General features: G+C 35.5%; 17 protein-coding genes and 1 pseudogene. 12 read left to right on the top strand and 6 right to left on the bottom strand.

The features are described 5' to 3' along the window. Window positions 1-521: pseudogene (locus TY19_RS03005) on the top strand (IS5 family transposase); the annotation flags it as partial. 402 nt (window positions 522-923) lie between these two features. Here the strand turns inward: TY19_RS03005 and uvrC are convergent. The 3 genes from uvrC to rlmN form a co-directional block, all read right to left on the bottom strand. Further along, window positions 924-2756 (bottom strand): excinuclease ABC subunit UvrC, encoded by a 1833-nt coding sequence (gene uvrC, locus TY19_RS03010; RefSeq protein WP_039357490.1) that lies wholly within the window; start codon window positions 2754-2756, stop codon window positions 924-926. Window positions 2757-2767: 11 nt separating this feature from the next. Continuing rightward, window positions 2768-3151: a hypothetical protein gene (locus tag TY19_RS03015; RefSeq protein ID WP_042280056.1), complete on the bottom strand. Its 384-nt coding sequence runs from the start codon at window positions 3149-3151 to the stop codon at window positions 2768-2770. Window positions 3152-3371: 220 nt separating this feature from the next. Continuing rightward, window positions 3372-4448, bottom strand: coding sequence for a 23S rRNA (adenine(2503)-C(2))-methyltransferase RlmN (rlmN, locus tag TY19_RS03020; protein ID WP_042280060.1), 1077 nt, complete (start codon window positions 4446-4448; stop codon window positions 3372-3374). A gap of 243 nt (window positions 4449-4691) precedes the next feature. On the opposite strand from rlmN, the gene TY19_RS03025 reads away from it, so the two are divergent. Together TY19_RS03025 and TY19_RS03030 are read left to right on the top strand one after the other, a co-directional pair. Continuing rightward, complete coding sequence (locus tag TY19_RS03025; RefSeq protein WP_042280062.1) at window positions 4692-4919, top strand: hypothetical protein; 228 nt, start codon at window positions 4692-4694, stop codon at window positions 4917-4919. A gap of 286 nt (window positions 4920-5205) precedes the next feature. Further along, window positions 5206-8265 (top strand): glycine--tRNA ligase, encoded by a 3060-nt coding sequence (locus TY19_RS03030; protein ID WP_042280065.1) that lies wholly within the window; start codon window positions 5206-5208, stop codon window positions 8263-8265. Window positions 8266-8298: 33 nt separating this feature from the next. On the opposite strand, the gene TY19_RS03035 is transcribed toward TY19_RS03030, so the two are convergent. From TY19_RS03035 to dnaG, 3 genes are all read right to left on the bottom strand, one after another. Continuing rightward, window positions 8299-9393 carry a hypothetical protein gene (locus tag TY19_RS03035; protein ID WP_042280068.1) on the bottom strand — a complete coding sequence of 365 codons (1095 nt, stop codon included), beginning with the start codon at window positions 9391-9393 and terminating at the stop codon, window positions 8299-8301. Window positions 9394-9606: 213 nt separating this feature from the next. Further along, on the bottom strand, window positions 9607-10023 hold the full coding sequence (locus TY19_RS03040) for a thiol-disulfide oxidoreductase DCC family protein (protein WP_042280070.1): 417 nt from the start codon (window positions 10021-10023) through the stop codon (window positions 9607-9609). Further along, a complete protein-coding gene (dnaG, locus tag TY19_RS03045; RefSeq protein WP_042280072.1) occupies window positions 10020-11798 on the bottom strand; it encodes a DNA primase in 1779 nt (592 codons plus the stop codon). Before dnaG ends, TY19_RS03040 begins: the two co-directional genes overlap by 4 nt. Window positions 11799-12113: 315 nt before the next feature. Between dnaG and recD2 the strand changes: the two genes are divergently transcribed. From recD2 to truA, 9 genes are all read left to right on the top strand, one after another. Continuing rightward, window positions 12114-14279, top strand: coding sequence for an SF1B family DNA helicase RecD2 (recD2, locus tag TY19_RS03050; protein WP_042280073.1), 2166 nt, complete (start codon window positions 12114-12116; stop codon window positions 14277-14279). Further along, window positions 14279-15403 carry a phospholipase D-like domain-containing protein gene (locus tag TY19_RS03055; RefSeq protein WP_052354745.1) on the top strand — a complete coding sequence of 375 codons (1125 nt, stop codon included), beginning with the start codon at window positions 14279-14281 and terminating at the stop codon, window positions 15401-15403. The genes recD2 and TY19_RS03055 overlap by 1 nt, the downstream gene beginning before the upstream one ends. Further along, complete coding sequence (locus TY19_RS03060) at window positions 15400-16071, top strand: 4-hydroxy-tetrahydrodipicolinate reductase (protein WP_042280076.1); 672 nt, start codon at window positions 15400-15402, stop codon at window positions 16069-16071. The genes TY19_RS03055 and TY19_RS03060 overlap by 4 nt, the downstream gene beginning before the upstream one ends. A gap of 21 nt (window positions 16072-16092) precedes the next feature. After that, window positions 16093-16995 (top strand): 4-hydroxy-tetrahydrodipicolinate synthase, encoded by a 903-nt coding sequence (dapA, locus tag TY19_RS03065; RefSeq protein ID WP_042280078.1) that lies wholly within the window; start codon window positions 16093-16095, stop codon window positions 16993-16995. Further along, window positions 16988-18223 carry an LL-diaminopimelate aminotransferase gene (locus tag TY19_RS03070; RefSeq protein WP_042280080.1) on the top strand — a complete coding sequence of 412 codons (1236 nt, stop codon included), beginning with the start codon at window positions 16988-16990 and terminating at the stop codon, window positions 18221-18223. Before dapA ends, TY19_RS03070 begins: the two co-directional genes overlap by 8 nt. A 684-nt stretch (window positions 18224-18907) precedes the next feature. Further along, window positions 18908-19066: a hypothetical protein gene (locus TY19_RS17795; protein ID WP_162831833.1), complete on the top strand. Its 159-nt coding sequence runs from the start codon at window positions 18908-18910 to the stop codon at window positions 19064-19066. Window positions 19067-19226: 160 nt separating this feature from the next. After that, window positions 19227-19823, top strand: coding sequence for a MarC family protein (locus TY19_RS03075; RefSeq protein WP_052354746.1), 597 nt, complete (start codon window positions 19227-19229; stop codon window positions 19821-19823). Window positions 19824-19854: 31 nt separating this feature from the next. Then, entirely contained in the window at window positions 19855-20454 is a 600-nt protein-coding gene (locus TY19_RS03080) for a MarC family protein (protein ID WP_052236322.1), read from the top strand. Window positions 20455-20468: 14 nt separating this feature from the next. After that, window positions 20469-21215: a tRNA pseudouridine(38-40) synthase TruA gene (gene truA, locus TY19_RS03085; protein ID WP_042280210.1), complete on the top strand. Its 747-nt coding sequence runs from the start codon at window positions 20469-20471 to the stop codon at window positions 21213-21215. Window positions 21216-21241 lie beyond the last annotated feature (26 nt).

A 21241-nucleotide genomic window follows, 5' to 3' on the forward strand; every position in this document is an offset into this window, starting at 1 on the left:
TTGCTTGAGGTGCTGATTGACGATCCAGATTATGAATGGCTTGTGATAGATGCTTCGCATTGTAAAGTGCATCCTCATGCAGCGGGAGCTAAAGGTGGTAATCAGAGCATGAGTCGTACAAAAGGGGGCTCAATACAAAATTGCATCTTGCCGTGGATGCGCATGATCTGCCGATCAGGGTCATTATTACAGAAGGCACAACAGCAGATTGTACTCAAGCAAGCAATTTGATCGCTGGTCTTACAGCTGAGTGGTTACTGGCAGACAAAGGATATGATAGCGACGCAATCGTTGAGCAAGCTATAAGTCAGGGAATGCAAGTAGTGATTCCTCCACGAAAGAATCGCATAACTGGTCGAGAATACGATAAAGATCTCTATAAGTTAAGGCATTTGGTGGAAAATGCATTTTTACATTTGAAGCGCTGGAGAGGAATAGCGACCCGTTATGCAAAGAACACAGCCTCATTCTTGGCTGCAGTCCATATTAGATGTATTGCTATATGGGCAGAAGTCTCGTGACTACACGATCTAGAGAGTTAGAGCAAAATTTTGCTAAGAGCTACAATTATTTTGTCTGAAATTCATGGCCTTTTTTATCTGTATTCATAGGTAAATTTGTCTGAAATTCACAGCGTTCTTGAATCTATAAAACTAGGCGAACCATAGTCAAAATGTAAAACGCTTGAATAATTTTATTATTTCATTACACTCTAATTCAAAAATAAATTTTATTTGTTAAAAATATTTACTTTTTAAGCCTAGTTAGTGAGTTATACTTTTTTAAAAAATAAAAAATTTTTCCAATTAATCCATTTAGATAAAATTGAGATTTTTTATGCAAATACGCCTAAAGTGAGCTAAAAAATCTATTTAAAAAGATTGGTTTTAAAATAAATACGCTTACCGCGCTCTTTTAATGAATCACTCTTTTCTTCCTTGAAAGAATGTGCGGATTGCTTCAATGTTGGCGGCAGAAATTCCCTTTACTTCACGCAGTTCTGCATCCGCGGCTAATTCAATTTTTTTTAAACTGCCAAAATGTGTTAATAAAGTTTTTCTTTTGGCAGGTCCAATACCGGGGATATCGTCTAAAGCACTTTTGAGTGTTTTTTTTGATCTTCTTTTACGGTGAAAAGAAATGGCCACGCGATGCGCTTCGTCTCGAATTTTTTGGAGGAGAAATAAAATAGGAGAATTTGCCTTCAAAAGAATTGGCTCTTTTTGATAACAGGTAAAGACTTGTTCGGCCGTCATCCCTTTATCGTGTCTACCAGCTTCTTTCGCCAGCCCAAGGAGATCTACTCCGGTAATATTAAGTTCTTCAAAAACTTTAACCGCAATGTTTAATTGCCCCTTTCCCCCATCCACGACCACTAAATCTGGCATGTCGTTTTCTTCTTTTGCCCGCTTGTAACGCCTTGTTAATACTTCATACATTGCCGCATAGTCATCAGGCTTAGAACCAATTTTTAAACGATAGGTGCGATATCTTTTACTATCTTTAAGCCCATCTGTAAAAGCAACCATCGAAGAAACGGGTTCTGATCCAGCAATATTAGAATTATCAAAACACTCGATTCGTGTCGGATAATTGGTGAGAAATAACAACTCTTGCATTTCTAACAATGTTTTTTCACGTAGCGTGGCTTCATCTTTTTGCGTTTTAAATAACGCCTCAGCGTTTTTTTGAGCAATCTCAATTAATGCTTTTTTTTCTCCTCTTTGAGGAATTTGTAAATTAACTTTTTGCTCCCGCCTTGCCGACAAAATTTCTTCCACAGGATGTTCATCAGAAATTTTACTTGGCAATAAAATTTCTGAAGGAATTTCAGTTGCGCCTTCATAATGTTGTAGAAGAAAAGAAGTTAGCAACTCATGATCTTCTTCAATAATATTATCAAATTCAAAATGACGAGATCCTACAAGTTTCCCTCCTCTAAATATCATGAGGACCACAACCACATGCTCTCCATAACGAAATAAGCCTATCGCATCCGCATCATGTCCTAAAGGGCGATCTACATATTGACTTTCAATTGTTTTCTCAATATATCGAATGGTTCGTAAGAGATGGTTGGCTTTTTCAAATTCTAACTGTTCTGATAAGAGACGCATTTCTTCATAAAGATCTTTTAAAACATCTTTATTTTGTCCTCTTAGAAACTTAATTGTTCGATCAAGATGTTGTTGATACTCCCCTTTAGTGCATTTTTGTGTACAAGGGCCTACACAACGCTTCATTTGATAGAGTAAACAAGGACGTGTGCGCCTTGCAAATTCTTGATCAGAGCACTGTCTAAGAGGAAATAATTTGTTTAACAGATCTAATGTTTGGCGAGCTGCTTGTGCACTAGTATAAGGGCCGAAATAAAGACCATCTGGCTCCGGTGTACCTTTGTAACGCACTAAACGAACAGTGGCCCATGCATCATTTTGGCTAATTTTGAGAGCAATATAGCTTTTATCGTCTTTTAACAAAGCGTTATAGCGAGGCTTATGCTGCTTAATAAGGTTATTTTCAAGCAATAAAGCTTCTTTTTCCGATGTGACAACAATCGTTTCAATGTAGTTAATTTTAGCCACTAAATAGGGAATCATGAGTCGCCCATCTCGACCGGGAACAAAATATTGTTTTACTCTTTGACGTAAATTCTTAGCTTTTCCGACATATAAAACTTCTCCCTCTTCATTTTTCATTAAATAAACGCCAGGCAGGGTCGGAAAGAGGTCAATTTTTTTGGGATCGTAGGACATTCAAAAAGGCCTTAAAATTGTTGTTGCCTAATCTGTTGAACGAGTTGTTGAAAACTACTTTGAAGAGAATTGAGACTTTCAGTTAATTTTTTTTGGATTTTAGCCTCATCTTCCATAGAATGAATGACTTGTTTCTGAACATTATTTACTTTTGAATTCACTCCAACAGTAAAATAGTGTTCTTTTAGAGGAGAAACATTTTCTTCTAGGTGATTGAATAAAGATTCTGCTGCAAACGCTGACACACTGTCTTTGCATGTTAACGGTTGATCAATGTCAGAAGCTGGCTCAGCAAAAGCTTCTCCCCCAGCTTTTTTAATGGCAGGAAGATATTCATCTTGTGCATAAGATGGAAGAGCGTTTGACCAATCTGGTGTAACAAATCCAGTATCCATTTTAACCACTTATTAGATTTTAAAAATCAAATTAACCTCTCGCTTTATCTAATGCTGTTTAATTCAGTCATAAATAGACAAACCGAGATTGTAAACTTTGTTTTTTAGTTAGTTTTTAAAACCAACTTAATACCAATTATACATCAATATTATTTTAGCATATATATTTATTATATCAAATTAGAAAATATAAATGTATATTCCCGCATAGCATGTTCATTTAAGATCCAAATGCAACTTCTTTTAACATAGGAAGCCCTGTTTGCCCCTCTCGTTCTTGTAAGGCAAGCTGACCGCAAGCCGCTCCAATATCGTCTCCTTTCGTATAACGGCATGTATTGACAATATGCGACCCATAAAGGACACTTCGAAACTGTTTAATCGCTTTTTTTTCTGGTCTCTTTAACCGCAATCCTGGAATCGGGTTATAAGGAATCAGATTAACTGTACATTGTTTCCCTTTCAATAAGTGTGCCAATTCATGAGCATGATCGGGATGATCATTAATACCCGCTAGTAAAGTGTATTCGAAGGTAATGTCTCGTTTAGTTTTTTGAGCATACTCATCCATTGACTCTAATATTTCTTCTAAAGGATATTTTCGAGCATAGGGGATGATTTTTTTACGAATATGTTGATTAGGAGCATGCAGGGATAGGACTAAATTAACCTTTAATCCCTCTTTAGATAAACGTTTGATACCTTCCACGACTCCAACTGTAGAAACTGTGATTCTTCTTTGAGAAATATTACAAAAGTCAGGGTGACTTAATACCCTAATGGAGGCAACAACAGATTCATAATTTTTAAGCGGCTCCCCCATTCCCATATAAACAACATGCGAAACTTTTTCTCCTTTACTAGAAAGCCAAGCATTAATTTGCAAAATTTGTTCAATAATTTCAGTCGGTCTAAGATTTCTAAAAAAACCTTGCTGGCCAGAAGCACAAAAGGCGCATTTAGCTGGGCAGCCTACCTGAGAAGACACGCAAACAGTTCGACGAATTCCGGATAAAATTAAAACAGACTCTACTAAATTTCCATCTCGTAAACGCCATAAGAATTTAATAGTTTCTTGATCAATTGATTCAGTATAACGCACTAATTCTAAAACAGGTAATCTAATATGCTTCACTAGTTTTTCTCGTAAAGTTTGGCTTAAATTAGACATTTTATCCCAAGACAAAACCCCTTTTTGATAAATCCAACTTAAAATTTGCTTAGCATGAAACTCTTTCTCTCCATGTGCTTTAAGCCATTCAACTAGTTTTTGATGATCAAAATCTGCGTAATCCATAATAAGCCATATTAGTCAGGTTTTAAAGAACAACCTGGGTATTTTATTAGTCTAAACTTGAAAAAATCGATTTTTTAAAAAGTTTTATTCAATATTTATAGCTCAATTAAAAATATAAATCTAGAGGTTTGCTTATTTTATTGATTGTAAAGGCTACTTTAAACTATTGTTAATATTTGTTTAAATTGACTTATACTTAATTAGTTTTATAAATTTAGCTGAATAATAAAATCGGAGTAAACGATGTTAAAGAAAATTTTATGCTTGATGACATTAGTTGCTTTTAATTTAGTTTGTGCTCATGCAAGTAGCACTGAACCAAAAGAGACAACAAATAATGCATTTGCTAATTGCAGATGTAAAAATAAGCGCGAAAAATATAGCGATTCTGCTGGCACATCCGTTGTTCTCAATTTCGACGGCGAAACTCAATTTTCTGGAATTTTATTAGCTTGCAAAAACTGCAATTAACTTTCATTTATTTAGGCTGTGTCAAATATACAGCCTAAATTTTTCAACTTTGCCTTCTCTTAGCCTGCCCACTTTTAATCAAGAAATTAAAATGATGAGTAAATTTCAGTAGTGCTTTTGATCAAAAAATTTTAAATTTAAAGGGATAAAACAGATACCTTTTCAAAAAAGAAAGGATACTTCGACTATTGTGATAAAATCACTGGTTAATTAAGCTCTTCCCATAACAAACTCAATTAAAACCGCATTCGATTTAAATGGCTCAACTTTAGCCTGCAGGATTTTTATGTTAACATTTCAAGAGTTCTTACGTACATTATCAACCTTCTGGGAAAAACAAGGATGCATCATCCATCAAGGATATGACTTAGAAGTTGGAGCGGGAACTTTTAACCCAGCGACATTTTTACGAAGTTTAGGACCAGAGCCGTATCGCGCAGCTTATATTGAGCCTTGCCGAAGACCTGCTGATGGACGTTATGGAACAAATCCGAATCGTTTACAACATTATTTCCAATATCAAGTCATTTTAAAACCATCGCCTTTGAATATGCAGGAATTGTATTTACAATCATTAGAAGCTTTAGGATTTAATCTTCAAGAACATGATATCCGCTTTGTGCATGACGATTGGGAAGCTCCAACTCAGGGCGCTTGGGGGCTTGGATGGGAAGTCTGGATGGATGGGATGGAAATCACACAATTTACCTACTTTCAGGCAATAGGAGGTATTGAGCTAAGACCTATTACAGGTGAAATCACTTATGGAATAGAGCGATTGGCGATGTATCTTCAAAAAGTCGATAGCATCTTTGATTTAAAATGGAATGATGAACTGACCTATGGAGATGTTTATCAACGTAACGAAGTAGAATGGAGCCATTACAATTTCGAAAAAGCGTCTACTTCAATGTGGTTCAGACATTTTGATGACTATGAAAACGAAGCGAAACAATTGATTGCGAATAACCTCCCTATCCCTGCTTATGACTTTGTCATGAAGGCGTCTCACGCATTCAATTTACTTGATGCACGTGGAGTCATTTCTGTGACGGAGCGAACAGGTTATATTGGCAGGATTAGAGAATTGGCGAAACAAGTGGCAGAAAGTTACATAAAAAGTCGCGAAGAGCAGGGCTTTCCCTTACTTAAACATGTTAACCCCCCGTCTTCAATTTCTCAACCCTGCTCTAAAATAGCTGAAGATTTAATTAATGTTCATCCTGACGATACGGATGATTTTGTTATTGAAATTGGTTCTCAGGAATTACCAGCTTCGTTTGTCTCGATAGGAGGTCAAAATTTAGAACGTGCAATTCGTTCTTTACTCGAAAAAGAAGGCATTTCCTTTGAACGTATTGTCGTTTATGGCACTCCTCGAAGAATTGCTGTTTACATTTACCAACTTTCTAAGGGTAAACCTTCTCAAACAATTGAAAAAAAAGGGCCGCCTGTTGAGCAAGCGTATCAAGTTGATGGAACGATCAAAGTCGCTGGAGAAGGTTTTTTCCGCTCGCTAGGAATGACTGCTCCAACACTAGCCGCAATCCAAAAACATGAAATTAGTGGGATTGAAATTCGCCCCATTAAAGGGGTTAACTACTTGTTTGGTTCAGTTAAACAAGAAGGGAAAGCAACAGCCTCTATTTTAGCAGAAAAACTTCCTTTCTTAATTGGTAGTTTAGACTTTCCCAAGAAAATGCGCTGGGCAGATTTAGAAATAACTTACGCAAGGCCCTTAGAATGGGTTTTAGCTTTATTTGGAAAAGACATCATTCCTTTTGCCATTGGAAATCTTTTTTCGGACAGAATAACTTATGGACACAGACAACTATCTCCTCAAGCAATTCATCTTGACCATGCAAAAAACTATCTAAAAAGTCTTCATCAACATTCTGTGATGGCCGATCCCAACGAACGCGAAGAATCGATTCTTGAGCAATTGTCAAATTTAGAAAAACAAGAGCAAATCCAGATTATTGAAAAAAATCGTGTGATTCCTCAAGTTCTTAATTTAGTAGAATGGCCCTATTTAACAATTTCTACTTTTCGTGAAGAATTTTTAAAAGTGCCTAAAGAAGTTTTAATTTCTGAAATGGTTGAGCATCAAAAATATTTCCCTGTCACTGATTCAAATGGAACGCTAAAGAATCTTTTTGTGATTACGGCGAATATTATTCCTACAGAACAAATCAAGCAAGGGAATCAAAAAGTACTCTCTGCTCGTTTATCCGATGGTGTTTTTTTGTATGAAGAAGATTTAAAAGTCCCTTTAGCCTCTTTTAATGAAAAACTGAAAAAAGTCACATTTCAAAAAGAATTAGGCACTGTTTATCAAAAAGTAGAGCGAATTATCCAACATGCTAAAGTTTTACAAACACTTCTCGGCATTAGCACTCCTATTTTAGTCGAACGTGCAGCTTTATTAAGTAAAGCTGATTTAGCTTCTAATATGGTTTATGAATTTCCTGAATTGCAAGGAACAATTGGTCGTTACTATGCTCTTGCCAATCGAGAAGAGGCTGAAATTGCACAAGCTATTGATGAACACTGGATGCCAAGAGGAGAAAATGCCCCTCTTCCTGAAACAGAAACGGGAACCATTATTAGTTTAGCAGATAAATTGGATAACTTAATTGGCTGCTTTAGCATTGGTCTTAAACCAACGTCTTCAAGTGATCCTTATGCCCTCCGAAGACAGGTATTGGGAGTCATTAAAATGTTAATTAAAGGCCAATATTCCCTGCATTTAGAAGAATGTTTAGAGAAATGTATTAGCCATTTTCCGACTCACATTGTGAAAGACAAAAAGCAAATGACTCAAGATATCTTAAGTTTCATTACAAATCGTATTAAAACCGTTTTTCAAGATTATGGATTTCATAAAGATGAAATTGAAGCTAGCTTAGCAAATGGTTGTCAAGATATTTATGATACTTTTTGTCGAGTGAAAGCGCTTCATAATTTTCGGCAGGGTTCTGCTAGCCAATTTCATTCGCTTTATGAGGTTTATAAACGAGCAAAAGGTCAGTTAAACGGTTACCAAACGTCAAATATATCTGCTGAATTATTAAAAGAGCCTGCTGAACAAAATCTCTACTCCTTGCTCGATAGGCAACAAAAAGCTTTTGCAGAAGCTATTAAGAAAAAAGATTACAATCAAGCTTATGCTTTGATTGCAACAATGCAACCCGCTTTAGCTGACTTATTTGAGCAGGTCAAAATTTTGGCTGATGAACCGCAAATTCGAGATAATCGCTTAGCTTTACTCAAACAAGTATTTAACTTTTTTGAGGAAATGTTAGATTTCAGCAAAATTCAAGAAAAAAACTCACTATTAAATTAGCTCTATCAAAATGATAGAGCTATGATTGATCATTTATAGAAAAGTTAAAGTATAATTTACTCCTAATGTAAACACTGAATGATTATTAGGATAAGTACCATTATTTAGTAGATAATATTCCCCTATAGATTTTGCTAAACTCTTATAAAACTTATCTTGATTTTTATTGTACGCTGGATTCTGATGAGGATTTGGAGAAATACGATAAGTTACTTCGGAATTTCTTACCCCATTCCTGTGAATGGTAATATCTCTTGGGCCAGGACCAGTTTTTGTAATTTCTCTATAATTAAATAGACCACTAATTTCTTCGTTATCTCTGTTTACCGTGCATGGCACAGAGCCCTTAACTCCTGGTTTTTCTCCGACTACACCTCCCAGTTCTAGTACGACTGTAGACGTATTTATTCCCACCATGTCTCGATTGGCAAATGTGACACTTCTAAGAATTCCTTGAGCAACTACTTGCTGAGAAGATTGTTTATTTTTTGATGCCCGGTCAAGAGCTGAGTAAATATCAATAACTTTTAATCCTTCACTTTCCCCTTGATGGATGGCGTGCACACGGCCGTTATACAATGACATTCTAGGTGCTCCACTTTCTCCTCGATTTGTTCCTGATGAACTCTGATCAGATCGAGTTGCATAGCTTCCACCCATCGATTCGAAGGACCTAACATGTGGATTTAGTGTTCCTTCTTTCTCTTTGAAATACATTTGTATTGATTTTCCAAATCCCGGTTGAATATCCAAAGTTATGAATTTAAAATTAGCATGCGCAACATGCAGAATTTTAAAATCCAAGTTACTCAATTCACCGTTAGATCCATCAAAAATGACCTCAGCTTTAAAGATGCCTCTTGTACCAGAGTGGACGTGCGCATATTTTCCTTCAACACAGTGCCCAGAGGTAAGCAAAAGATCTGTTGCAATTGCAACCCCATTTCCCATAAAACGATTTGTTTCATTATAGATTGGTAGGGTTGCTTGATAAAGAGAATTAACAGTTTGTTTTATCTCACCACAACTGGCAGACCAATACGCGTCAAGAGTATATTCTGATTTTTGTCCACAATTATCGCCAATAGGCGCCCCAACTGTGCTATCGCTGTTATATGCACCCAACATTTTAAACAACTCCTACTTCATTTTAAATTTAAAATATAAGATTTTAACTTAAAAAAATAAAACCTTTTCAAATTAAGTATATAAATTTGAAATTTATGCGATAGGTAATTTTTGAACCAACTTTACCTAGTGTAGATTTTTAGAACCGAGCAGAAGTTTAATTATTCCATTAGTCGTGTAAACTTATTTAAATATTATTTAGAGACAGCTTTTTTAGGGAAAGAAACGATCTTTTTGATCTGATAAAGGCAAAGGACACTCTGCTTTAGACTTGAATCGATAGCGATAACGGGCCACTAAACGATAGATCCAATCAAATAAAAAAGAAGGAAGAAAATATAGCACCCCTAGAAAGGTCCATCCTTTTCCAATTAACCAACAAATCCTAAAAACGGCCTGACTGCTAATACAAATTTTGAAATGAGGATTCTTAAAATTTTCAATGAAAACGAGGGTGTCAATATTTCTAGCGGTAAAAGGTAAGTGAGAAAGGCGCTGCTTGGCAGTTTCACCTTGTAAGGGAGCAAAGGCAAATTGTCTATTATGATCGATTTTAATCAAAAACTGAACAAGTGAATCACAAAGTCCACATTCTCCATCATAAAAAACTAAATGATTGCATTCATTCATTTGACAATAGGAGGATTTCGTTTTAACTCATCAAACTGTTTAATCAACTCCATCACCTCATCGTCTGAGCAATGACCACTTTGCACTTTAATTTTAATTTCCTCTCTTTTGTGCATCCAATTTCGATCTAATATTTTTTTGACTGTTTCAATTAGCAATTGCTCAGCTTTTTCTTTGTTCACCTTTTTTTGCAATAGGTCTGATAAAACCAACTGTCCCTCTGCATCATCTAAGTCAATCGCTAGCGATAATAAATCACAGGAGCGTTGATTCTCATAATTATTACGATAGATATCATAAATTTTTTGACAAATGGCGACACGAAAATCTTCTTTTACTAAATTTGTTCTGACTATTTCAACCAGCTTTGTCTGCTCTTGACCCAGTAATAAAAGCCATCTTAGAAGATCTGTTTCTAAAATTCGGTCAGGGTCAATCGTTTGCGCCCCAACGCTTGCAGATTTTTTGATATATATATTGGGTAAATGGTTTTTGCCCACACCGATAATTTCTTCTGGTACTTTCATGAGATGGGCTAATTTCCGAAGAGTTTCATGAACCATGAGAGGATGATCCCATTCACGAATAAGCTTAGTTGCTTTTTGAACTAGCTCATTTTTAGCGGCAGGAGAATCTAAATTTAAGTCTTGGGAGAGATGTTTAATTAAAAAATTCAAATAATCAGAGCTATTTTTGAGCAATTCTAAAAAAGCTTCAGGTCCTTGCTCTCTCAAAAAACTATCGGGATCTCCCCCAACTGGCAATTGCACAATGCGAACTTCAATCCCCTCTTTTTGAAAAAGATGGCCTATTTTGCTTGTTGCTTCTTGCCCAGCAAGATCAGAGTCGAGAGCTAAAAAAACTTGATTCACACCTAAATTGATCAGTTCTTGAACATGCCCTTCACCAAATGCTGTTCCTTGCCCTGCCACTGTTAAATTAAATCCCATTTGAATGAGACGAAGGGCATCAATTTGTCCTTCTACAATAATGGCTTTGCGCTCTTTTGCTATTCTGCGACGAGAATAATTCAATCCAAATAAAACCCGAGATTTTTTAAATAAGGAAGTTTCTGGAGTATTGATATACTTTCCTCCAAATGTTTCTTCCTTATATTTCCTTCCTGAAAAACCAATCACTCCCTGAGAATGGTGGTGAATGGGGAAAAGAATGCGATCATTAAAAAACTCTCTGACTTGACCATCTTTATTTACACTCAACAAACCAGCTTCTAATAACGAGTCATTTTTGATTCCTTTTGCATGCATAAATTTACGAAAAATCCCTGCCGTTTTCGGAGCCAATCCCACTTGAAAATGGCAAATAAAATCTAAATCAATGCCTCGATTATAAAGATAATTTAATGCTTCATGCCCCTCTTCTGAATAGAGCAGACAATAATGAAAAAACTGAGAAGCAGTCTCTAATGCTAACTTTAAAAAAGCTTTGGTCACCCCTTTTTTTTCTTCTCGATCTTCCACTAGTTCTAAATGAACCTGAAAGCGTTGGGCTAAACTTTCAACTGATTCGGCAAAACTGAGCTTTTGATGGGACATCAAAAATTGAATTGCATCTCCATGGGCTCCACAACCGAAACAATGATAATGAGAATCTCCTTTTTGAACGATAAAAGAAGGAGATTTTTCATCATGAAACGGACAGAGACCTTTATAAGAAGCTCCACTGCGCTTAAGTTCGATATGAGAAGATAATACTTCGACTAAATCGACTCGTTGTCTCAGATTTTCTAAACTTTCTTTATTAAAAATAGGCATCCTTCATTCTCCTTAGTCGAGCCATTATTATAAGGATTTTAACTTAAATTTGCATCGAAGAAGGTTTGAGAAATCTATTTTTTTTAACAAACAAATTTAATTTTTTAACGATTAAAAAAATCGATAACAAACATTTATTTTTGGTAAGTTTCATTTTTAAATTACCTTAAAGCAAGCACTAATAGCAAAAAAACTAAAATTACGTTATAATAATAAGTCAAGTTTTTAATTCGATAAAGTATTTGAATAAAGAATAAAACTTTTCGTTATATTCAAAGTGTTCGTTATCAATACCGGGCAGAATAAAAGGCAACGATGGAACAAATCTGCGGTTACGTTGAAAGATTGACATTTCATAATTCAGAAAATGGATATACCGTTGCACAGCTCCAGCAACCAAAACAAAGTGAATTAACTTGTATTGTTGGGTGTATGCCAGGTATTCAGCCAGGAGAAACGATTCGCTGTAACGGAAACTGGAAAACGCATCTCATTCATGGAAGACAATTTGAAATATCTAGTTTTCGAATCGAAGCGCCCGCCGATATTTTAGGGATCAAGAAATATTTAGGGTCTGGCTTGATTAAAGGAATTGGACCGAAATACGCCACTCGCATTGTAGATATTTTTGGAATAGACACTCTAAAAATTATTGAAGAGTCTCCCCAAAGGCTATTAGAAATTGAAGGACTGGGAGCCAAACGAGTTGAAAAAATTCAAGCCTGTTGGATCGAACAAAAATCAATTCGAGATGTCATGATTTTTCTTCAAGGGCATGGCGTTAGTCCAGCGTTTGCTCAAAAAATTTTCAAAAAATATGGTTCGCAAAGCATTTTAAAACTTAAAGATAATCCTTATTGCTTGGCTCGAGATATTTTTGGAGTGGGCTTTAAAACTGCTGATACAGTTGCTCAAAAAATGGGCATTTCTAAAGATTCAGAGCAAAGAATTGGAGCAGGAATTGAGTATGTTTTATCTCAATTATCGGGAGATGGGCATGTTTGCTATCCGGTCGATGAGTTTTTAAAAGAGGCTGAAACTCATTTAGAAGTAAAGGCAGATTTGATTGAAAAAAGACTCGAAGGGCTTCAAAGTGAAGAAAGAATTATACTCGCTCAATTAATTCATGAAGGAAAAAAACGGGACTTTATTTGGATCAAGCCATTATTTATTGCCGAAACAGGAATTGCACGAGAGCTTAAAAGACTCAAAAATGGAGTCAGTACCTTTCGTTCAATTAATAAAGAAAAAGCTGTGGAATGGGTACAGGCACAGTTAAAAATTGAATTAGCTCCTAACCAAAAAGAAGCCGTTGCCAAAGCAATTTCGACAAAATTACATATTATTACAGGTGGCCCAGGAACAGGGAAAAGCACAATTACAAATGCAATTTTACAGATCACTGCGATTCTAACTCAAAAAATTTTGTTAGCAGCTCCAACAGGAAGAGCAGCTAAACGAATGAGCGAAATTACCAAACGAAAAGCCTCTACGATTCACAGCCTTCTGGAATATGATTTCAAATCAACAGGAGGTTTTAAACGAAATCGAGAAAATCCTTTAGATTGCGACTTAATCATTATCGATGAAGCCAGTATGATTGATACGTTTTTAATGTACAGCCTTTTAAAAGCGCTACCCGACCACACGCGAGTGATTTTTGTTGGGGATATTCACCAATTGCCGAGCGTAGGACCGGGTAACGTCTTAAGTGACATGATTACGTCTCTTACCATCTCTGTAACGACATTGAAAGAAATTTTTAGACAAGCGGCAGGTTCTCACATTATTACAAATGCCCATCGAGTCAATAAAGGAATGTTTCCCAGCCTTTATAATGGACAAAACAGTGACTTTTTCTTTATCGAATGTCAGGAAAATGAAGAAGTTTTAAATACTATACTCAAATTGGTCTCCCAAAGACTTCCTAATCGCTATGGATTTAATCCTAATCAAGATATTCAAGTATTGGCCCCTATGAAAAAAGGGTTAATTGGCACAGAACACCTCAATCAATCCCTACAAATGATTCTTAATCCAAAAGAACACGCTCTTTTTAGAGGAGGACAAAAATTTCAAGTGGGTGATAAAGTCATGCAAATTCGCAATGACTATCAAAAAGAAGTTTTTAATGGAGATATTGGTTATATTCTCAACATTGATTCAGAAGAACAGCAAGTTTTAATTCAATTTGAAGATAAAGAAGTTGTTTACGATTATACTGATTTAGATGAATTGATTTTAGCTTACGCTATTTCCATTCATAAATTCCAAGGAAGCGAGTGTCCTTGCGTTGTCATGCCAGTTCATACAAGTCATTTTATGTTACTTCATCGCAATTTACTTTATACAGGCATTACACGTGGAAAAAAACTTGTTGTTTTGGTTGGCACTAAAAAAGCTTTAGCAATTGCTGTCAAAAAAGATGATGTTCAAAAAAGATATACTAGCCTTCAAAATGCTTTAATGGAAATTATTTAATGTCCAAAAAACAAACTACACCTATTTTTAAATTATCCAAATTAAAGAAATCTTCAATCAGTAGCTTACTTGCCTTACTTGTATTTGCTATCTATCAATTTTTGTCCGATGAAAAGCAAGTAACTTCCCCTTCTCGCAACCAAGAAATTGCTTATACTACTCCAGCTTCTATTCCTGTTACTTCTGATACCATTCAGTTTTATTCCAACCAAACGGAAGATGACTTAACACAACTTTATCTTTCTACTATTCAAAATGCTAAACAGTCAATTACCTTTTCGATTTATTCATTGATGAATCCCGAAGTGATTCAAGCTCTTAATCAAAAAGTAGATGAAGGAATTTCCGTTCATATTGTTTGTGACGCCAAAGCTTCTGTTGGAATTTCTCGAAAAATCCCCAAAGCCTCTATTGTGAAAAGAATTTCTGCTGGATTAATGCATCAAAAAATCTTAATCGTAGATAAAGAAAAAATTTTATTGGGTTCTGCTAACATGACAACCGATTCCTTGAATGTTCATGGAAACTTAGTTTTTGCTTTTGAACATCCTTTTCTTGGCCAGGCTTTGTTCGAAAAAACATTGAGTATGGATGAAGAGGGAAATAGTAAAAAACTCATGCATTGCCAAGCGCAGCTAGGTCAACAAAACCTAGAGCTTTGGATCCTTCCAGATGATCAACAAGCTGTTAATCGCATTTTGCAGTTAATTCAATCTGCAAAAAAAACTATTAAAGTCGCAATGTTTACCTGGACAAGATCTGACTTAACTCAAGAGCTTATCCAGGCAGCAAAACGTGGCGTCAAAGTGGAAGTCGTGATTGATCGTTATTCGGGAAAAGGAGCTAGCGCAAAAGTTGTAAATTCGCTAGCCAATGCAGGAATTCCCATTCGATTGAGCACAGGCCAAGGTCTATTACATCATAAATTTGCTTATATAGATGAGGATACTTTAATTAATGGCTCCGCTAATTGGACGCAATCGGCTTTTAAAGTCAATGATGATTGTTTTGTTGTTTTAACTTCCTTGTTACCTCAGCATAAAATGAAAATGAATCAATTGTGGAGTGCTATTAATAAAAAATCAGAAAAAGTCTCAATAAATAAAAAAAAGGGCCAAAAATGAAAATTGGTTTATTGGGATATGGAAAGATCGGGAAATTAATTGAAAAAATAGCTTTGGAAAAAGGACATGAAATCATTGCTATTATCACACGTGAGGATAACGATTTTCAAAAAAAATTAGAGCAGGTAGACGTATTAATTGACTTTAGTCATCCCGAGGTTGTTTTGGATCATATCAATTGGAGTATTATCTTAAATAAACCTATTGTCATTGGAACGACAGGATGGGAAGATCAATTAGAGCAAGCGCGCGAACAAATTCAAAAAAGTACGACCGGCTGCTTGTATTCGCCTAATTTCTTAATTGGTGTTCAATTATTTAAACAAATAGTCTCTTATGCAGCTCAATTAATCCGTCCTTTTGAAGAATTTGATATTGCTGGAGTCGAGCTTCATCATAACAAAAAATTAGACACACCGTCAGGAACCGCAAAAGCCTTAATTAAAAACATCCAAGAAGTTTTACCCCACTATTCATTGAAATTTAGTAGCATTCGATGCGGACATATGCCTGGTACGCATACCCTTTATTTTGATAGCCCAACGGATACAATTATCCTCACTCATGAAGCAAGAAATCGCGAAGGTTTTGCTATGGGAGCTATCAAAGCAGCTGAATGGTTGAAAGATAAACAAGGTTTTTTTACCATTGAAGATTTAGTATTTTAGACAGTTTAACCGAAGCAAAATATGTATTTAAAAGGTCTTTATACAGCCTTAATTACCCCTTTTACCCCAACTGGTCAATTAGATGAAGAAGGGTTAAAAAAGCTTATTCAGATTCAACTTCACCATCAAGTAGATGGGGTTGTCGTCTTAGGAACAACTGGGGAATCCCCTACGTTAACACAAATTGAAAAAAGACGGATTATTGAAATAGCATTAGAAGAAATTCAAGGCCGAATAAAAGTGATTGTTGGCACTGGAAGCTATTCAACGCAACAAGCAATTGAACAAACTCTTCAAGCCAAACAAATGGGTGCTGATGCTGCGTTGATTGTCACCCCTTATTATAATAAACCAACTCAAGAAGGAATATTCAAACACTTTGAAGCGATTAATCAAGCAGTCTCTTTTCCGATTTGTCTCTATAACATTCAAGGTCGAACGGGACAAAATATTCAAACGCATACGCTTAAACGAATCAGCACTCTTTCTTCGATTATTGGCGTAAAAGAAACATCCGGAGATATCAATCAAATCATGGATGTCATCGAAGCGTTTCGCCAATCTCATCCTAACTTTGCTATTTTATCTGGTGATGATGCTTTAACTCTTCCTATGATTGCTTTGGGAGGGCATGGCATTATTTCTGTTGTCAGCAATTTAGTTCCTGCCGCAATGAAATCTCTAGTGAATGCGGCGCTAAATGGAAATTTCAAAAAAGCACGAATAATACATAACCAACTTTATTCTTTCATCAAAGCTGCTTTTATCGAAACCAATCCGATTCCGATTAAAGCGGCCTTATCTTTAAGTAAACTGCCAGCAGGTTCCTGCCGTCTCCCTTTATGTGATCTCAGTCAGAATCATTCCCAAAAGCTAGCTCAAATTCTTAATGAACTTCCTCAAGAGTGGGTCTCTCATGGTTAAGCGTAATGTGCATTTGACAAAACTCCAATCAGGATATTTATTTCCAGAAATCAATCGAAGGAAAAATGAATTTTTAAAAAAACATCCTTCCGCTCAATTAATTAATTTAGGCATCGGTGACACTACACAACCCATCCCTCTTTATATTTCTGAAGCGATGCAAAATTTTGCCAAACAATTAGCCTCAGAAAAAACTTACAGGGGTTATGGAACAGAACAGGGTTCGATACTTCTTAGAGAAGCGATTGCTGAGCAGTATTACCAAGGCAAAATTGATTCTCAAGAAGTTTTTGTTTCAGACGGATCAAAATGTGATGTGGGTCGTTTGCAAATCCTTTTTGGATCAGATGCAACTATCGCCGTACAAAATCCTACTTATCCTGCTTATGTAGATACCGGTGTGATTAATGGGCAAACATCCTTCTTTCACACAGCTACTAAACAATATCAGAGAATAACTTATATGAGTTGTTTACCTGAAAATAATTTTTTTCCTGACTTAGCAAATTTACCAAAAACAGATTTGATTTATTTTTGTTCTCCTAATAATCCAACGGGCAGTGCTGCAACACACGAACAATTAAGGGAATTAGTTCAATTTGCCAAAAAGCGCCAATCTATCATTATTTTCGATGCTGCTTATGCAAGCTTCGTCAGAAGTTCACATATCCCTCGTTCAATCTATGAAATTGAAGGGGCGAAAGAAGTGGCCATTGAAGTAGGCTCTTTTTCTAAAATGATTGGGTTCACAGGTGTTCGCTTGGGTTGGAGTGTTGTTCCAAAACAACTGCGTTTTGAAGATGGCCATTCAGTTCAACAAGATTGGGAGCGAATTGTCTGCACTTTTTTTAATGGCGCCTCAAATATTGCCCAAGCAGGAGGATTAGCCGCCCTGCAAAAAGAGGGATTGCAAGCCATTGACGAACTTTCCAGCTATTATATGAAGAATAGCAATATCCTTAAAAAAGCTTTTGAAGAGTGTGGATATAAGGTGTATGGAGGAGAAAATGTTCCTTATCTATGGGTTCATTTCCCACAACTAACGTCTTGGGAAGCTTTTGAAATCCTACTTAAACAATCGCAACTTGTCAGCGTCCCAGGTAGTGGATTTGGATCGGCTGGAGAAGGGTTTTTGCGCTTTAGTGCTTTTGGTAAACAATCTGACATTACTGTCGCTTTGCCCAGAATCAAACATGCTTTATTGAAGATTAAGCCTACAGTTTACTGATTGAAGGAATTTAAGCTTGTTCACTTAAAAATCTTTGACAAGCATCTCAAATAGATCTAGTCATTTTCTGTCGTAATTAGAATCACTTAAGTTGAATAAAATCTTTAAACCTAGATCTAATTTGAAGGTTTTCAACTATAAAATAATTTGTTACCCATGCAAGAATTTTGATTTCCTCTTCAATGAAACAATCTCTAAATTCCTTGAAGTTTTTTGATTCAGCTTTGAAGTTGAAAAAATTATAAAATAAACAGCTGCAATGACAGACTTGAGCGACGATGATAAGAATAGCTATTTTTTAAAGCTATTTTTTGAAAGATTAGGGCTTAAAATCTTCTTTTAGCTTGACGTTGGGATTATTGTCATGAGTAACGCTATAACGTTGATTTCTATAATAAAAAATTCATCTAGCAAAGATTTTACATTAAATGAACTTTCTCCAACGATTGCATTTTTTATAAAAAGCAAAATATATTCAATAGTTTTTATAAATCGATAATAATCGAATAATAAACAATTAAATATTAGACATAAAATTATTTATAACTATCAATCGCAACAAATAATTAACATACATTATAAATGATAGCATAACAAATAAAATGAAGCACAAATGCGAAATAGATTGCTATTTTTTAAATTTATTTCTATAAAAAATATTTATTTAAACAAAAGGAGTAATCTATGTTATTTAATCGCTCGTTCAATATTGGTTTCTTTTTACTTGCTATTTATCTGATTTTAGTTGGATTAGTCTCGATCGTTGGAGGGTTAGTTTTGCCTCCTTTATTAATGGGAATTTTAGCTCTTTTGTCAGGAATTTTCATTCTGATGAGACGTTAAACCCAAATTTAAGCTTATACATAAAATATTTATTCATTATTTAAATACTGAGTGTATAAGCTCTCACTTACACCCTGTCGCTCTGGGTAATAATCCTTGCTCTAAAACCCCACCAATGTTATCATATTTTTCCAATATGATTCTCAGGTGAAGGTTAATCGTGTCTGTTATTCAACTTGCGATGATTTTTTTTATTGTCACTAATCCTATCGGCAATTGTCCTACCATTATTACCCTTATTAAAGACTATTCAATTAAGCAACAGCAAAAGATCTTATTTCGTGAATCGATATTTTCGATGATTTTAGCGATTCTTTTTCTGTTTTTAGGCGAGATATTCCTTACAAGTTTTCAAATTCAAAACTATGCTTTGACAATTAGCGGAGGCATTCTTCTTTTCATTGTCGCCCTTAAAATGATTTTTTCTGATCGATTGAAAACGAAAACGGATACACCCAAACAAGCCCCATTTATTGTTCCTATCGCCACCCCTCTTTTATCAGGTGCTGGACTCCTCACAATGATCATGCTTTATTCCAAAGAAGAAGCTAACGACTTAAAAATGTTATGTGCCATTTTGCTAGCATGGGTTGGAATTACTATCGTCTTAGTCACAGCCCCTTATTTACAAATATTTCTCGGTAAACGTGGTCTAGCAGCCTTAGAACAATTAACGGGGATGTTACTTGCCATGATCGCCATTCAAATGATCGTTCAAGGATCTGGTCTGTTTTTAACTCTTCTATTCGCTGTTTAAACTTTGAGAAGCCCTTTCCAGGAGTATGAAAATGAATATCTTTAACATTGCACTTGTTCTTTTTTTTATCATGGACCCTATTGGAAATATCTCTTCTTATCAAACCATGGTCAAAGAGCTCGATCGTAGACATCAATCTAAAATTATTTTTAGAGAAATGCTCATAGCTCTTGTCGCAATGATTTTTTTTAATTATATAGGAGAATTTATTTTTGATTTTCTCGATTTATCAGAAACAACCGTGCGTCTTTCTTCAGGGATTATTTTATTTCTGATTGCTATCAAGATTCTTTTTACTGCAAATGATAGCCCACGAGCCAACCTTCCTCAAGGGGAGCCATTCATTTTTCCTTTAGCCATTCCACTGATTGCTGGGCCTGGTTTAATGGCAACCATTATGTTATATGCTCATCTTGAACCTTACCAATCCATTATGCTAGCATCAATCTTGATCGCTTGGATTTTGTCCGTAATCATTCTGTATTTTTCAAAGAAAATCAAATCTTTCTTAGGAGAAAGTGGGTTGATGGCCAGTGAGAGAATGATTGGAATGGTGCTTGTTTTGATTGCAGTTCAAAGATTTTTAGAAGGCATTTTACTTTTTTGGACTACACAACCCAATCCGACTTGAGTCTCTCTAAAAGTATGCAAAATATTAAATTGAAGATTGCTTATGATGGACAGGCGTACTTTGGCTGGCAAAAAACTCCTGCCGGCCCAAGCGTTGAAAAAACGCTTCAAAAAAATTTGGAACAAATACTGCAACATACAATTTCTTTGCAGGCAGCAAGCCGTACAGACAAAGGTGTACATGCACGAGGGCAAATAGTCAATTTTTTAACAACAAAGTCTATTACAGATCTACAAAAATTTATTCTCAGTTTAAATAGTTTGCTTCCTACAGATTTACGTATCTTATCGGCAGAAAAGATGCCTTCGACTTTTCATCCCACTTTAAATTGTATCGCCAAGGAGTATTGTTATTATATTTGTTATGATTTTGTTCAACTTCCTGAATACCGTCCCTATTCTTGGCATTGCCCTTTCCCTCTTATGTTAGGAAAAATGGCACAAGCTATTTCTGTACTTATTGGCGAACATGACTTTTCTGCTTTTTGTAATTTAAAAAAAAATGTTAATTATACAGATTATATTCGACGTGTCCAAGCAATTCACCTGGAAGTCCTGAATCATAAACGTCTTTGCATTCGTATTAAAGGCAATCATTTTTTATATAAAATGGTGCGAAATATTGTGGGTACTTTAATTTATGTAGGAAAGGGAAAGCTAATGGTAGAAGATATCCCTTCAATCCTTCAGTCTCAAGATCGAAAAATGGCTGGNGTGACAGCCCCCGCACACGGACTTTTTCTTCAAACAGTTCTTTATTAAAATTTTAGGTTTATTTGCTTGTGTCT

Source organism: Candidatus Protochlamydia sp. R18, from assembly GCF_000648255.1.
GTDB lineage: Bacteria > Chlamydiota > Chlamydiia > Chlamydiales > Parachlamydiaceae > Protochlamydia > Protochlamydia amoebophila.